Here is a 15,294-nt window from a genome sequence, read left to right as displayed (position 1 = left end):
CTGGCGTTGACTTTTGGCACGCTGTTGAGTTCTCAAGGAACGGTCGCTTCCTTCGTACTCACCCTCTCGGGCTTTCCTCCGGGCGCTTCCCTTCGATGTTTCAAACTCTACCAGGGTTTTTCCGTCTCTCCGACCGCCCCCTGCGAGCATGCAGAAGGAGATCCAGAGATAGGATCTGATGAGTTTGGTTGCTGTCGGAGGAGGACGCGGTTGCACGCCTCACTACCCCCCGGCAGGAGTACGACTGTACACGCAGCCTCGGAGGCCATGCAAATCCGGTGAGCTGGTGGTCTAGACCACTAACTGGTAGCTTCCATCCGGAACCGCCAGTTCACATGACATACGCTGCTGCTCAGTGCGCCGTCCGGGACTGCCAGTGACGGCCCGTGAACAGCTCCACTCCTTGGGAGGCTTCCCATGACCACCGTGACGTCCCCTCTTGCCGGACGTGCCATCGGACTGGCCGCAGTGCCGGATCCGGTCTTCTCCGGGGCCATGGTCGGCCCGGGCACCGCGATCGACCCCGTGCGCGAGATCTCCGAGGCGGTGGCGCCCGTCGACGGCATCATCGTCTCCCTGCACCCGCACGCGTTCGTCGTGGTCGACGAGAGCGGGCACGGTGTGCTCACCCATCTCGGCATCGACACTGTCCAGCTCAACGGCGAGGGCTTCGAGCTGCTCGTCAACAAGGGCGACACCGTGACCCGCGGCCAGGCCGTCGTGCGCTGGAACCCCGCTGCGGTCGAGGCCGCCGGCAAGTCTCCGGTGTGTCCGGTCGTCGCGCTGGAAGCCACTGCCGAGTCCCTCTCCGACCTCCGTGAGGACGGGGACGTGAAGGTCGGCGACAGCCTCTTCTCCTGGAACTGACAAGCACTGCCGTCGCAGGGCGGCGAACAGGAAAACCATCGCGGCGGCGGGACCCGCCGCACTATCCGGAGACAGGTGAGATGGAGACAACGCTGCGAGGCGTCGGCGTGAGCCATGGCGTGGCGATCGGCGAGGTACGGCACATGGGCACGGCGGTTCTGGAGCCGCCGGCCAAGCAGATTCCCGCCGAGGACGCGGAGCGGGAGCAGGGACGCGCCCGTCAGGCCGTGGACGCCGTGGCCGCCGACCTGATGGCGCGCGGCAATCTGGCGGGGGGCGAGGCCCAGGCCGTGCTGGAGGCACAGGCCATGATGGCGCAGGACCCCGAGCTGATGGCCGACGTGGACCGGCGGATCGCCGTCGGCAGCACCGCCGAGCGGGCCGTGTACGACGCCTTCGCGGCGTACCGGGAGCTGCTGGCCGGTGCCGGTGAGTACCTGGCCGGGCGCGTGGCCGATCTCGATGACGTGCGGAACCGTATCGTCGCCCGGCTGCTGGGCGTGCCGATGCCGGGTGTCCCGGACAGTGACGAGCCTTATGTACTCGTGGCCCGTGACCTGGCTCCGGCCGACACCGCGCTGCTGGACCCGTCCCTGGTCCTCGGTTTCGTGACCGAGGAGGGCGGTCCGACCAGTCACAGCGCCATCCTGGCGCGGGCTCTGGGCGTGCCGGCCGTGGTGGCGCTGCCCGGTGCCGGTGAGCTGGCCGAGGGCACGCTGATCGCCGTCGACGGCAGCACCGGCGATGTCTTCGTGAACCCGAGCGAGGAGAAGAAGGCGGACCTGGAGGCCGCGGCCGCCGCACGCAAGGCCGCACTGGCCGCTTCGACGGGTCCCGGGGTGACCGCGGACGGGCACAAGGTGCCGCTGCTGGCCAACGTGGGCGGGCCGGCCGATGTGCCGGCGGCCGTCGAGGCCGGGGCCGAGGGTGTCGGTCTGTTCCGTACCGAGTTCCTGTTCCTGGACGACAGCAAGAACGCTCCTTCCGAGGAGAAGCAGGTGGAGGCCTACCGGCAGGTGCTGGAGGCATTCCCCGAGAGCCGTGTGGTCGTGCGTGTGCTGGACGCGGGTGCGGACAAGCCGCTGGACTTCCTGACGCCGGCGGACGAGCCGAACCCGGCGCTCGGTGTGCGGGGGCTGCGGACACTGCTCGACCACCCCGAGGTCCTGCGCACCCAGCTGACGGCGCTGGCGAAGGCCGCCGAGGGGCTGCCCGTCTACCTCGAGGTCATGGCCCCCATGGTGGCGGACCGCAAGGACGCGAAGGCCTTTGCCGACGCCTGCCGTGAGGCGGGGCTGCGGGCGAAGTTCGGCGCGATGGTCGAGATCCCCTCGGCCGCGCTGCGGGCGCGCTCGATCCTGCAGGAGGTCGAGTTCCTGTCGCTGGGGACCAACGACCTCGCGCAGTACACGTTCGCGGCGGACCGGCAGGTGGGTGCGGTGTCCCGCCTGCAGGACCCGTGGCAGCCGGCGCTGCTCGACCTGGTCGCGCTGTCCGCCGAGGCGGCCACGGCCGAGGGCAAGAGCTGTGGGGTGTGCGGCGAGGCCGCGTCGGATCCGCTGCTGGCCTGTGTGCTGACCGGTCTGGGTGTCACCTCCCTGTCCATGGGTGCGGCGTCGATTCCGTACGTTCGCGCCACGCTGGCGAAGTACACGCTGGCGCAGTGCGAGCGGGCCGCGGCGGCGGCGCGTGCGGCGGACAGTGCGGAGCAGGCCCGCAGCGCGGCTCAGGCGGTGCTGTCCGGCGAGTAGCCGTACCGGTCACCTCGGGTGTGCCGGTTCAGGGGCGTCCCGCCTTCGGGCGGGGCGCCCCTGACGTGTGCCGGCCGCCGGTGTGCGCGGAGCGTCAGTGGCGGTGGTCCGGGACGCTCTCCTCTCCGAGGGCGGGCGGCTCGCGGTAGTCGACGCCGGGCTCCGGGGGGATCAGCTCGCCGGATTCGACGTCGGTGCAGTAGGCGTCGAACACCTCGGACGCCGTCAGTGGTTCGAGGGTGCCGCCGCGCAGTCGCCAGCCGTAGACGCGGTCGGCCGTGCCGGCGGCGCTGACGCGGATGACGAGTCCGCCGGGGCTGCGGGTCGCGAGGCCGAGGGCGAGGACGCTGGTGAATTCCAGGGCCTCGGCCTCGTCCAGGCGGGTCGCTCCGTGGGGCTCCTGGTCGCCGTGCAGAACGGAGACGAGGGTGTCCGGGGGTCCGGAGACGGTGCAGACGAGGTGCCGGTCGCCGGGTGGTGCCGTGTCGAGGATGCGGACCAGGAGGTCGGAGGCGCGGGTGAAGGCTGCCCTGCCGATGTCCTCGCCGCAGGTCGGGCAGGGGCCGAGGCGGGTCAGGAGGGTCGTGGCGTACTCCCAGGTGGCCTGGCGTACGGCTTCGTCCACGAGGGCGGGCAGGAGGACGGCGAGCGGGCGGCCGTCGTAGGGGATGGTCGGGCCGGTGGCCGCGAGTTCCGCGGTGAACCGGGTCCGGCTGGTCGGGGCTTCCGGGTCGAGGCCGGTGTCCGCGCAGTACGCGGCGTAGTCCTCGGGGTCGAACAGGGCGAGGGTGGTGTGGTTGCCCTGTGCGGCGCGGGCTTGGAGAACGGCCTCCAGCTGCTGGAGGTAGGTGGTGTGGTCGTCGAAGGTGAAGCTGCGGTAGCGCCGCATGGCGCGGAAGTCGTGGTCGTCCGTGAGTACGCCGATGGTGCCGGCGATCTCGCGGCGCAGCACGCGCCGCATGGTCTGGTGGTCGGTGTGCGCCATGAATTCCCCCAATGCGCGGTCGATCAATACTCACTCACCGTAACCGGCGGCACTGACAATCGCGGTGCCGCCGGTGATCATGGTCAGATGGTGAGGTTGTCCGCGCAGGTCAGGAGCGCTCGGGTCGCACAGAGGTCCGGATGCGGAGCGTGACCTTCCGGGGGTTAGGCGCGCTTGCGGGCGAGTTCCTCGTAGAAGCCGAGCAGGGCTAGGTTGTCGATGGAGCCGGGGTTGACCGCCTTTTCCAGCGGGGTGCCCTGCAGCAGGCGCTTGACGGGGACCTCGATGCGCTTGCCCGTGAGGGTGTGCGGGACGCCGGGGACCTCGATGATCTCGTCGGGGATGTGCCGCGGTGAGAGCTGCTCGCGGATGGCCTGCTTGATGCGGTTCAGCAGGGCCTCGTCCAGGACGGCGCCCGGCGCGAGGTGCACGAACAGCGGCATCCAGTAGCCGCCGTCGGGCTGCTCGATGCCGATGACCAGGGACTCCTTGATCTCGGGCAGGCGCTCGACGACCTCGTAGATGTCGGCCGAGCCCATGCGCACGCCCTGCCGGTTGAGGGTGGAGTCGGAGCGGCCGTGGATGATCACGGTCCCGCGGGAGGTGAGGGTCATCCAGTCGCCGTGCCGCCAGACGCCGGGGTAGGTGGCGAAGTAGCTGTCGTGGTAGCGGCTGCCGTCGGGGTCGTTCCAGAAGTGGATCGGCATGGACGGCATGGGGTTGGTGACGACCAGCTCGCCGACCTCGTCGATGAGGGGCTTGCCGCTCGGGTCCCACGACTGCAGGTCGGTGCCGAGGCCGGGTGCCTGGAGTTCCCCCGTGTACACGGGGAGGGTGGGTACGGCACCGGCGAAGCAGGAGCAGACGTCGGTGCCGCCGCTGACGGAGGCGATCCACAGGTCGTCGCGGACCTCGTCGTGCAGCCAGCGGAAGCCGTCGGGCGGCAGCGGGGAGCCGGTGGTGGCGACGCACTTGACCGTGGCCAGGTCGTAGTCGCGGGCGGGGTGGACGCCGGCCTTGCGGCAGGCCATGACGTAGGCGGCGGAGGTGCCGTAGAGGGTGGCTCCGGTGCGTTCGGCGACGCGCCACTGGGCGCCCGTGTCCGGGTAGCCGGGGCTGCCGTCGTACAGGACGACCGTGGTGCCCGTGAGCAGGCCGGAGACGAGGAAGTTCCACATCATCCAGCCGGTCGAGGTGTACCAGAAGAAACGGTCCTCGGGGCCGAGGTCGCAGTGCAGGCCGAGCTGCTTGAGGTGTTCGACCAGGATGCCGCCCTGCGACTGGACGATGGCCTTGGGCAGGCCGGTGGTGCCGGAGGAGTAGAGCACCCACAGCGGGTGGTCGAACGGGACCTGCTCGAAGACCGGCTCGGTGTCCCCGGCGGTCAGCGTGGACCACTCCAGGGCTCCCTCGGGGGGCTCGGTGCCGAGCAGGGGGATGTGGACGACGGCGCGCAGGGTGGGCAGCTCTCGGCGCAGCTCGGCGACGACCTCCCGGCGGTCGTGCTCCTTGCCGCCGTAGCGGTAGCCGTCGACGGTGAACAGGACGACGGGTTCGACCTGCTGCAAGCGGTCGAGCACGCTGCGGGCGCCGAAGTCGGGGGCGCACGAGGTCCAGACGGCGCCGACGGCGGCCGTGGCGAGGAGGGCGACGACGGCCTGGGGGATGTTGGGGAGGTACCCGCTGACCCGGTCGCCGGGGCGGACGCCGAGGGCACGGAGTTCGGCGGCGAGGGAGCCGACCTGGCGACGCAGCGCGGACCAGCTCACCGGGCGTGGCTCGTGCGTCTCGTCCACGTACAGGAGGGCGGGTTCGTCCGCGCGGTCGGCCGCGGCGCGCAGAGCGTGTTCGGCGTAGTTGAGGGTGGCTCCGGGGAACCATTGGGCGCCGGGCATGGTGCGGTCGCCGAGCACGCGCGCGTAGGGCGTCGAGAACCGTACGTCGAACCACTCGGTGACGGCTTTCCAGAAGGTGTCCAGCTGGTCGACGGACCACCGGTGCAGAGCTGGGTACCCGCCCTCGGCCGGGGCGCCGTGGTGTTCGGCGGCCCATGCCTGGAACCGGGTGATGCGGGCCTGGGCGATCCGCTCGGGATCGGGCTGCCAGAGCGGCTGGGGGTTCGCGGTCGACATTGGTGCGGCTCCCGGGCTGTGCGCGTCGTGTGCGTCGGTCCGCGCACGGGCTGGGGTGTGCGCGTGACGCGGCTGACAGGGACGATGCCATGTGATCGACTTCTACACCAGGGTGCGCTCCACACAGTCCATGTCATGAAGATGTGGTCCGGGCACGGGTGAACGACAGTTGAACGACACGCGCGCGTGGGGCGCTCAGTGGCAGGGTGAGCAGCATGGACGGTCGTGACCTGGTGCGTTCGGTGAGTGTGGTCGGTTCGGACAGAGCGGCTCAGGGGTTGCGTACCGTACGGGCCGCGTGGCGCAGGAGGCGTATCGACGCCGCAGGGCTCCCGCGGCGGGGACCCGAGCGGGCCCGGGTGCCGGGTCAGGTGCGGGGTGCGGAGCCGGGTCCGGGGGGTGGGCTGATCCGGTTCGGCCGCTCGGAGCTGCGGATCGTCGTGACGGTGAACGGGGCGGTCTTCTGGGGGTGGGACGGGGCTGGTCCGCAGCCGTCGTACGCGCTCGCGGGGAGCGGTCCCGAGCCGGATCCGCGGGCGGTGCTGGAGCCGGACAAGGACGGCGGCTGGCGCGTGGTGGCCGAGCGGGCGACGGTCGTCGTGTCGCGGCACGGCGCGGTGGAGGTGTGCACGCCGGGCGGGGTGATGCTGCGGCGGGATCTGCCGCCACGCTGGTGGGAGCCGGTCGGCGGGGGTGCGGCGCGGTGGGTGCAGCGGTCGGAGGTGGCCGCGGACGCCCGCTTCTTCGGCCTGGGCGGGCGCGCGGGCGGGCCCCGGCTGCGCGAGGGCAGGTACCGGCTGTGGAACACCGATCCGGGCCGGGCGTTCGGGCCCGGCGACGATCCGCTGTATCTGACGATGCCGGTGCAGTTGGTGGTGGCGGACGCCGGCACCCATCTGGTGTTCCATGACACCACCTGGGACGGCACGGTGGTCCTGCGGGAGGGCGAAGAGGGTGCCGGGTCCGGGCACGACCGGCCGGGGCACTGCGAGGTGCGGATGGACGGCGGTCCGCTGCGCTGCTGGGTGATGGTGGGGACTCCCGCGCGCGTGCTGCACACGTGGGTCTCGCTGACCGGGGCGCCCGCCCTGCCGCCCGCGTGGGCGCTGGGCCACCAGCACGCGCGGTGGGGCTTCGGCAGCGAGCAGGAGGTGCGCCGGATCGTCGCCGGCTATCACGAGCGCGGGCTGCCGCTGGACGCCGTGCACCTCGACATCGACCATTACGACGACCATCAGGTGTTCACGGTCGACCACGAGCGTTTTCCCAAGCTGCCGGTGCTGGCGGAGGAGCTGCGCCGGGACGGGATCCGGCTGGTGTCCATCGTCGATCCGGCGGTCCGGGCCGAGCCGGGCAGTGCCGTGTACGACAGCGGCGCGGCCGTGGACGCGTTCGTGCGGGACGCGCAGGGCCACACGGTGCGGGGTGTCGCGTGGGCCGGCGAGTCGGTCTTCCCGGATTTCACGGACCCACGCGCGCGTGCGTGGTGGGGCGGGCTCTACGAGGAGCGGCTGGGGCAGGGCTTCGCCGGGTTCTGGCACGACATGAACGAGCCGACGTCGTTCAGCGCCTTCGGTGAGCCGACGCTGCCGCGCTCGGCCCGGCATGCCCTGGAGGGGCGCGGCGGCGACCACCGGGAAGGGCACAACGTGTACGCGCTGTGCATGGCACAGGCCGCCTACGAGGGCTTGCGCCAGCTGGTGCCCGAGGAGCGGCCCTTCCTGTTCTCCCGCTCGGGCTGGGCGGGGCTGCAGCGGTACGGGGGCACGTGGTCGGGGGACGTGGCGACCGGCTGGCCGGGGCTGCGGGCGTCGCTGTCGCTGGTGCTGGGGCTCGGGCTGTGCGGGGTGCCGTACTCGGGTCCGGATGTGGGCGGTTTCGACGGCAGTCCGTCGCCGGAGCTGTATCTGCGCTGGTTCCAGCTGGGCGCGTTTCTGCCGCTGTTCCGCACCCACGCGAGTCTGCGGGCGGGGCGCCGGGAGCCCTGGGAGTTCGGTGCCGAGGTGATGGAGCACGCGCGCGTGGCGTTGCTCGAACGGCGGCGGTTGCTGCCGTACTTCCTGACGCTGGCGCATCTGGCCCGGCGGACCGGCGCGCCGTATGTGCGGCCGCTGTGGTGGGGGGCGCCGGAGGACCGGGCGCTGCGTGACTGTGAGGACACGTTTCTGCTGGGCGACGGCCTTCTGGTGGCCCCCGTCCTGGATCCCGGTGTCCGCCGGCGCGCGGTGCGGCTGCCGCGGGGCCGCTGGTACGACACGGTGACGGAGGAGGTCCATGAGGGGCCGGGGCGGGTCCTGGTGGACGCGCCGCTGTCCCGGATACCGGTGCTCGCGCGTGCGGGAGCGGTGCTGCCCGTGCGTGGCGCCGACGGCGGGCTGGAGCTGGAGGTGTGGGCGCCCGCGCGCGGGCGCACCGGGGCCGGTTTGGTCGTGCCGGATCCGGGCGACGGGTGGGAGGAACCGGAGATCGAACGCTACGTCGCCCGCCGGCACGGGGGCCGGGTGATGGTCACCCGGGACCGGGAGGACGGCGTGGCGGAGCCGCCCTACCCGGTACGCGTGCGCGGGCTCGGCTGAACCGCGGGCTCAGACGTAGCGGCCCTCGAACCACGCCTTGACGGCCACGGTGTGCAGCGGGAAGGCGAGCTCCTCGGGCCTGCGCAGCAGCTGCCAGCCCTCGGTCTCGTCCGTGGGACCGGAGGGCGGCAGTCCGTCGGCTGGGCGTTCCGGCAGCACTCCGAACAGCAGCAGGTGCCCGTCGGGTGAGCTCATGGCGTCCACGAGCCGCACGTCACGGGCGGCTGCGTCGATTCCGGTCTCTTCCTTGAGTTCCCGTACGACGGCCTGCTTCCAGTCCTCGCGGTCGTCGATGTACCCGCCCGGCAGGGCGATGCCTCCGCGCGCGGGGGCGACGGTTCGGGTGATGACGACCAGGGCCGTGCCCTTGGTGTCGTACACGGGCTGGAGAGCGATCGCGACCGGCAGCGGATTGCGGTAGGCGATGGTCCCGCAGGACGGGCAGGTGCGCGGCCATCCGGAAACGCCCTCTCCATAGGGCGCTCCGCAGCTCGAACAGTGAGAGTCGGCCACGGAGTTGGCAGTTGGTTGCTGAGTTTCGGACACGCGCGGACTGTATCCGATCAGGGGAGCGACGTGTTCCGCTAGTGAGGCATCAGGAACGAGCGCATCCGGAAGGGGCGGCCGGAATCACCCCCGTCGGTCCCGGCCGCCCCTCGTGTACCACGACGCCGTGCGCCGCCGTTCGGTTCGCCGAAACGGCCTGCACATTTCCGGTTGCCCGTGGCACACTTCTGACGCTCCGTCAGATCGGCCTGAAGAGGAGGCCCCTTGCCGTACACACGCAAGCCCGCGGTCACCGGCTGGTTCACCGGCGAGGGCGACGGTTTCCGGCTCCTGGGCACCCGCTGCACGGCCTGCGCCTCCGTCTTCTTCCCGCGCGAGGACGTCCACTGCCGCAACCCCCACTGCACGGGCGGCTCCCTGGAGGAGATCGCGTTATCGCAAAGGGGACACATCTGGTCGTACACCGACAGCCGATACCGCCCTCCGTCACCCTATGTGAGCAATCCGGAACTTCCATGGGTGCCGTACGCGTTGATCGCGGTGGAGCTGGAGGCCGAGCGGATCGTGGTGCTGGGGCAGGCGGCTCCCGGGGTCACCGTCGGCGACCTGACGGTGGGCATGGAGGTGGAGGTCGTCCCCGGTGTGCTCCACGAGGACGAGGACGCGGAGACGACCTGGACGATCTGGCACTGGCGGCCGACGGGGGTGCGGGGTGACGGTTGATGTGGCGGTGCTCGGCGCGGGCATGCACCCATGGGGCAAGTGGGGCCGCGGCTTCGTGGAGTACGGCACGGCGGCGGCTCGCGCGGCTCTCGCGGACGCGGACCTCGACTGGCCGGACATCGGCTCCATCGTGGGCGCGGACACGGTGCGCGGCGGGTATCCGGGCCATGTCGCGGGAGCGACCTTCGCCAAGGCCCTGGGCTGGCAGGGCGCCAGGGTGACGAGTGTGTACGCGGCGTGCGCGTCGGGGGCCCAGGCCATCGCCGCGGCGCGGGCGCAGATCCTCGCCGGTCTCGCGGACGTCGTCCTGGTGGTGGGGGCGGACGCCGCGCCCAAGGGATTCTTCCGGCCCGCGGGCGGGGACCGTCCCGACGATCCGGACTGGCTGCGCTTCCGGCTGCTGGGGGCGACGAACCCGGCCTACTTCGGGCTGTACGCGCGGCGGCGGATGGCGGTGCACGGTGACACGCCGGAGGACTTCGCGCTGGTCAAGGTCAAGAACGCCGCGCTCGGGGCGCTGAACCCGTACGCCCGCTACCGCAAGCGGGTCACCGCCGAGGAGGTGGCCGCCTCCGCGGTGGTCGCCGATCCGCTGCGGCTGCTGGACATCTGCGCCACCTCCGACGGCGGGGCCGCCCTGGTGCTGTCCAGCCTGGACTTCGCGCACCGGCACGGTGTCGCCCGTCCGGTCCGGATCCGGGCCGTGTCGACGGTGACACCTCGTTTCCCGAACACGGTGCTGGACCTGCCGGACATCGCCACGGACTCGGCGGCCACGGTGGCGCCGCCGGCCGAGACGTTCCGCGCCTCCATCACCCGGGCCGCCTACGACGAGGCGGGCATCGGACCCGAGGACCTGTCCCTGGCCGAGGTCTACGACCTGTCCACCGCCCTGGAGTTGCAGTGGTACGAGGATCTGGGGCTCTGCGCCGAGGGCGACGGCGCGAAGCTGCTGCGGGAGGGCGCGACCGCCCCGGGCGGCCGGATACCCGTGAACACCAGCGGCGGACTGGCCTCCTTCGGTGAGGCGGTGCCGGCGCAGGCCATCGCCCAGGTGTGCGAGCTGACCTGGCAGTTGAGGGGTACGGCGGGTGACCGTCAGGTCGCCGGGGCGCGGGTGGGCATCACCGCGAACCAAGGGCTGTTCGGGCACGGGTCATCGGTGATCGCCGTGCGGTGACCACAGCGAGACGAGAGACTCCTGTGCCGCGAGGGAGCCGACGAGGATGTCCACTCTGCGTGATCAGCCCGGAATCCTGAGTGAACGTCTCATGAACTGCGCCTGGGCGTGCGCGGGCAGCGCCATCATGCTCCCGTGCACTCCTGGACGGATACTCTCCGCTTCGCCTTCCAGCCGGTGGTCAACCTCAGGACGGGCGCGGTCGCCGCACTGGAGATACTTGCCCGCCCGGAGACCGGCGACGTCCTGGCCGAGGCCCGCCGGGATCCCGAACTGGACGGCAGGCTCACCGTGTCGGCGCTGCGCGCTGCGGCCCGCAAGGAAACCCTGCTGCCGTTGCACCTGAACGTGTTCGCGGCCACGCTCGCCGACCTCGGCGGCCTGACACCGCTGCACGACGCCGTCCGCGCGGCGGGGCGCATGGCCTGGGAGGTGACGCTCGACATCGTCCCGCCGTACACGCATGTGCCACAGCGAGCCCTGCTGGAGGCAGTTGCCTCACTGCGCGAGCAGGGATTCCGGATCAGCGCGGACGGCATCGGGGACGGCGACGTACCGCTCAGGCTGCTCACCGACCTCTCCCCGGACCTGGTCAAACTCGACGCCTCGCTGCTGGCACGGCCGGCCGCGGTGCGGGCCATGCGGACGCTGTGCGAGGAGCTGGGCGCCCTGGTCGCGGTGGAGGGAGTGGAGACGGAACTCCAGTGCGCGGCGGCGCTGTCGGCCGGTGCGCAGCTGGCCCAGGGCGAGCTGTTCGCTCCGCCGGCCCGGATCCCGGCAGCGGACGTATACGTTCCGTCCCTCGCGCCCGGCGCCGGGACCGCGCCCCGCTCCGGGCCGTTGGTGCGGGAGTTCGTACGGCCGGCCGCCGTCCTGCCGCTGACCGCCTCGGCCGGACAGGTGCGGGCGCTGCTGACCGGTTCCCCGGACGTCTCCGGCGTACTGCTGGTGGACCAGCGCGGCAGGCCCGTCCGGTCGGTGCACCGTTCGCGTTTCCTGCTGTCGATGTCGGGTCGCTACGGACACGCCCTGTACGCCGACCGGCCGGCCTTCAAACTGGGCGACGCCCCCCGCACGGTCGGCGTCGACGCGACGGCCTGGCAGGTGCTGGACGTGGTGGCGGTCGGCGGCCGGGACCGGACCTCCGACGACGTGGCGGTGGTCGACGGTCACGGCCGGTGCGTCGGCGTCGTACGGCTGGCGGATCTGGTGCGGGCGCTGGCCGAGAGCCGGGTGGAGGAGGCCGCCGGGCTCAACCCGCTGACCCGGCTGCCCGGTTCGGACGCGATCGTGAGTGAGGTGGACCGGCGGATCTCCGACGGGCGGCCGTTCACGCTCAGTTGGCTGGACATCGATCACTTCAAACAGGTCAACGACGGTGCCGGGTTCGCCGCGGGCGACGAGCTGATCCGCGCGGTGGGCCGCGCGCTGCAGGAAGCGGTCGCGGAGCACGCGCGCGTGGGGCACATCGGCGGAGACGACTTCCTGGTCCTGGCCGACGAGGAGGCGCTCGATCCGCTGGTCACCGCCGTGCTGGACGCTCCGTGGGCGGCGGGCGGCCGGCCGGTCACGCTCTCCCTGGCGACGGTCGTCTGCGGTCCGGGCAGCGTGCGCGACCATCACCAGGCCGCCGCCCAGCTCGCGCCGCTGAAGAAAGTGGCCAAGGCGCTGAACGGCGCGAGCTGGGTGCTCGGACGCGCCGGGCTCCCCGGTCACGAGGTCCGGCGCGGCGGCCCGGGTCCAGCCCCGGCACAGGCCGGGTACGCCGCCGCCGAGCCACGGTGGTGAACGGCCTTCTCGTCGACGTCCGTTGCGGCGCGTCCGCTCCATCGAGGCCGACGGAACGCCCGTGTCACCGTCGCCGTCGGCAACCTTGACGCCCCCGGGGCGCCGGTGAACACTTCCCGGTGTCAGCCGACATCGCCGTACATTCTCGGTGTTATCAGGCACTGCGGCACGGGTCTGTTGTGTTCACGGCCCGGCACTCCAGGGCGATCCGGCTGCGACGGCACGCTCGTCACCGACGCCGGGCGGGGCGCGGGGCCCTCCCTGCCTTCGGCTGAAGTCGCCAAGGGAACCGTCCTGCACGCCAGGGCCGGGGGCCGATCGCCCCTGCCGGCGCCAAGGGAGCCGCCATGAGCAACGGAGACATTTTCGTCGGCGAGGCCATCGGCACCGCGATTCTGATCCTGTTCGGCGCGGGCGTCTGCGCCGCCGTCACCCTCAGATACTCCAAGGCACGGGCCTCGGGCTGGATCGTGATCGCGTTCGGCTGGGGCTTCGGCGTGCTCGCGGGCGCGTACACCGCCGCTCCCCTCTCCGGTGGTCAGCTCAATCCCGCCGTCACCGTCGGCATCGCCGTGGAGACCGGCAAGTGGGGCAAGGTCTGGGTGTACCTGCTCGGGCAGATCGCCGGCGCGATGCTCGGCGCCGTACTGGCCTACCTCGTCTATCTCGCCCAGTTCCAGGCCAACGTCCGCACGGAAGGCACCACGGACGGCACCACCGGTGAACCCGTGCCGACCCTCGGGATCTTCTCCACCATTCCGGAGATCAGGAACCCGGTCGCCAACCTCGTCACCGAGATCATCGCGACCGTCGCACTGGTCCTGCCGGTCCTCGCCTTCGGGCGCACCGAGGGGCTCGGCGAGTCCGGCACCACCGTGCTCATCGTCTCCTTGCTCGTCGTGGGCATCGGCCTTTCCCTCGGCGGCCCCACCGGCTATGCCATCAACCCGGCCCGCGACCTCGGGCCACGCATCGTGCACACGTTCCTGCCGATCCCCCACAAGGGCAGCTCCGACTGGGGATACGCCTGGATCCCGGTCATCGGGCCGCTGATCGGTGGATCACTGGCCGGCCTCGTCTACAACGCGGCCTTCTGAACCCCGCTCGCGCCACCGCGATCCACGCACCCACGCGGCCTTCCGGCCAGCGATCCGACCCAGCGACCCAGGGACAGCCATGACGGACACCGCCGACACGTACGTCGCCGCCATCGACCAGGGCACCACGTCCAGCCGCTGCATCGTCTTCGACCACAGCGGCGCGATCGTCGCCGTCGACCAGCGCGAGCACCGGCAGATCTTTCCCAGGCCCGGCTGGGTGGAGCACGACGCCACCGAGATCTGGTCCAAGGTGCAGGCCGTGGTGGCCGGGGCACTCGCCCGGGCGGGACTGCGCGCCGACCGGCTGAGCGCCCTCGGCATCACCAACCAGCGGGAGACCACGGTCCTGTGGGACCGCGCCACGGGCAAGCCCGTGCACAACGCGATCGTCTGGCAGGACACCCGTACCGCGGCCCTGTGCGGCGAACTGGGCGGCACGGCCGGCCAGGACCGCTTCCGCGAGAAGACCGGACTGCCGCTGGCCAGCTACTTCTCCGGGCCCAAGGCGGCCTGGCTGCTGGACCATGTGCCCGGTCTGCGGCAGCGGGCCGAGCGCGGTGAGATCGCGTTCGGCACCATCGACTCCTGGTTGATCTGGAACCTCACCGGCGGCACCGACGGCGGCCGGCACGTCACCGACGTCACGAACGCCGGCCGCACCATGCTGATGAACCTGGACACCCTCCAGTGGGATCCCTCCCTCCTGTCCGCGATGAACATCCCCGAGGCCGTACTGCCCGAGATCAGATCGTCCGCCGAGGTGTACGGGACCGCGGTCGGGCAGTTGTCCGGGGTGCCCGTCGCCTCGGCGCTGGGCGACCAGCAGGCCGCCGTGTTCGGGCAGGCCTGCTACGACGTCGGCACCGCGAAGAACACCTACGGCACCGGCAGTTTCCTGCTGCTGAACACCGGCAACCGGCCGGTGCCGTCGAAGAACGGGCTGCTGACGACGATGGGCTACAAGATCGGCGGGGAGGCGCCGGTGTACTGCCTGGAGGGGTCCATAGCGATAACGGGCGCGCTGGTCCAGTGGTTCCGCGACCAGCTCGGGATCATCCGGACCGCCGATGAGATCGAGACACTGGCGGCGAGCGTCGACGACAACGGCGGCGCCTACATCGTGCCGGCCTTCTCGGGCCTGTTCGCGCCCTACTGGCGCTCCGACGCGCGTGGTGTCGTCACCGGCCTCACCCGGTACGTCACGAAGGCCCACCTCGCGCGCGCGGTGCTGGAGGCGACGAGCTGGCAGACCCGGCAGGTCGTGGACGCGATGTACCAGGACTCCGGGGTGCGGATCAGCACACTGAAGGTGGATGGCGGCATGACCCGGAACCACCTGCTCATGCAGCACCAGGCGGACGTCCTGGGCGTACCGGTGATCCGGCCCCGCGTTTCGGAGACGACATGCCTCGGCGCCGCCTACGCGGCCGGGCTGGCCACGGGCGTGTGGAACGGCCTGGACGAGCTGAAGTCGCACTGGCGGAAGGACGCGGAGTGGACGCCCGTCATGGAGGCGTCGGTCCGCGACCGCGAGTACCGGAACTGGCGCAGGGCGGTGGAGAAGAGCTTCGGCTGGCTGGAGGAGGACGGGTCCTAGGTCCTGTCGTCAAACTCCCGTCGTCCGCCCGGAGGGCGGGCCGCGCGGCGTCAGGTGCGTGCTCTCGGCGTGCCGGGCCCCGGCCCTC

General features: G+C 71.7%; 11 protein-coding genes. 8 read left to right on the top strand and 3 right to left on the bottom strand.

The annotated features are described in order from the left end of the window. The first annotated feature begins 417 nt into the window (after positions 1 to 417). Positions 418 to 867, top strand: a complete 450-nt coding sequence (locus tag AB0L21_RS38690) for a PTS glucose transporter subunit IIA (protein WP_171158315.1) — start codon at positions 418 to 420, stop codon at positions 865 to 867. 80 nt (positions 868 to 947) lie between these two features. Then, positions 948 to 2,618 (top strand): phosphoenolpyruvate--protein phosphotransferase, encoded by a 1,671-nt coding sequence (gene ptsP, locus AB0L21_RS38685; RefSeq protein WP_365709178.1) that lies wholly within the window; start codon positions 948 to 950, stop codon positions 2,616 to 2,618. Between the two features lie 94 nt (positions 2,619 to 2,712). On the opposite strand, the gene AB0L21_RS38680 is transcribed toward ptsP, so the two are convergent. After that, positions 2,713 to 3,603 (bottom strand): hypothetical protein, encoded by an 891-nt coding sequence (locus tag AB0L21_RS38680; protein WP_365788671.1) that lies wholly within the window; start codon positions 3,601 to 3,603, stop codon positions 2,713 to 2,715. A 164-nt stretch (positions 3,604 to 3,767) separates the two neighbouring features. Continuing rightward, positions 3,768 to 5,735, bottom strand: coding sequence for an acetoacetate--CoA ligase (locus AB0L21_RS38675; protein WP_365788670.1), 1,968 nt, complete (start codon positions 5,733 to 5,735; stop codon positions 3,768 to 3,770). 215 nt (positions 5,736 to 5,950) lie between these two features. On the opposite strand from AB0L21_RS38675, the gene AB0L21_RS38670 reads away from it, so the two are divergent. Further along, entirely contained in the window at positions 5,951 to 8,311 is a 2,361-nt protein-coding gene (locus tag AB0L21_RS38670; protein WP_365788669.1) for a glycoside hydrolase family 31 protein, read from the top strand. Between the two features lie 9 nt (positions 8,312 to 8,320). Here AB0L21_RS38670 and AB0L21_RS38665 read toward each other — a convergent pair whose 3' ends face one another. Then, on the bottom strand, positions 8,321 to 8,857 hold the full coding sequence (locus tag AB0L21_RS38665) for an NUDIX domain-containing protein (protein ID WP_365788668.1): 537 nt from the start codon (positions 8,855 to 8,857) through the stop codon (positions 8,321 to 8,323). A 225-nt stretch (positions 8,858 to 9,082) separates the two neighbouring features. Here AB0L21_RS38665 and AB0L21_RS38660 point away from each other — a divergent pair, with 225 nt between their 5' ends. The 5 genes from AB0L21_RS38660 (at position 9,083) to glpK (ending at position 15,206) form a co-directional block, all read left to right on the top strand. Continuing rightward, on the top strand, positions 9,083 to 9,541 hold the full coding sequence (locus tag AB0L21_RS38660; RefSeq protein WP_365788667.1) for a zinc ribbon domain-containing protein: 459 nt from the start codon (positions 9,083 to 9,085) through the stop codon (positions 9,539 to 9,541). After that, positions 9,531 to 10,721, top strand: a complete 1,191-nt coding sequence (locus AB0L21_RS38655) for a lipid-transfer protein (RefSeq protein WP_365788666.1) — start codon at positions 9,531 to 9,533, stop codon at positions 10,719 to 10,721. Before AB0L21_RS38660 ends, AB0L21_RS38655 begins: the two co-directional genes overlap by 11 nt. A 135-nt stretch (positions 10,722 to 10,856) precedes the next feature. Next, positions 10,857 to 12,509, top strand: coding sequence for a GGDEF domain-containing protein (locus AB0L21_RS38650; protein WP_365788665.1), 1,653 nt, complete (start codon positions 10,857 to 10,859; stop codon positions 12,507 to 12,509). Positions 12,510 to 12,856: 347 nt separating this feature from the next. Then, positions 12,857 to 13,606: an MIP/aquaporin family protein gene (locus tag AB0L21_RS38645; RefSeq protein ID WP_365788664.1), complete on the top strand. Its 750-nt coding sequence runs from the start codon at positions 12,857 to 12,859 to the stop codon at positions 13,604 to 13,606. A 79-nt stretch (positions 13,607 to 13,685) separates the two neighbouring features. Further along, positions 13,686 to 15,206: a glycerol kinase GlpK gene (gene glpK, locus AB0L21_RS38640; protein WP_365709157.1), complete on the top strand. Its 1,521-nt coding sequence runs from the start codon at positions 13,686 to 13,688 to the stop codon at positions 15,204 to 15,206. Positions 15,207 to 15,294 lie beyond the last annotated feature (88 nt).

The sequence above is a fragment of the Streptomyces sp. NPDC052721 genome, from assembly GCF_040678315.1.
In the GTDB taxonomy this organism is placed as follows: domain Bacteria; phylum Actinomycetota; class Actinomycetes; order Streptomycetales; family Streptomycetaceae; genus Streptomyces.
This window is presented reverse-complemented; position numbering and strand designations above follow the sequence as displayed.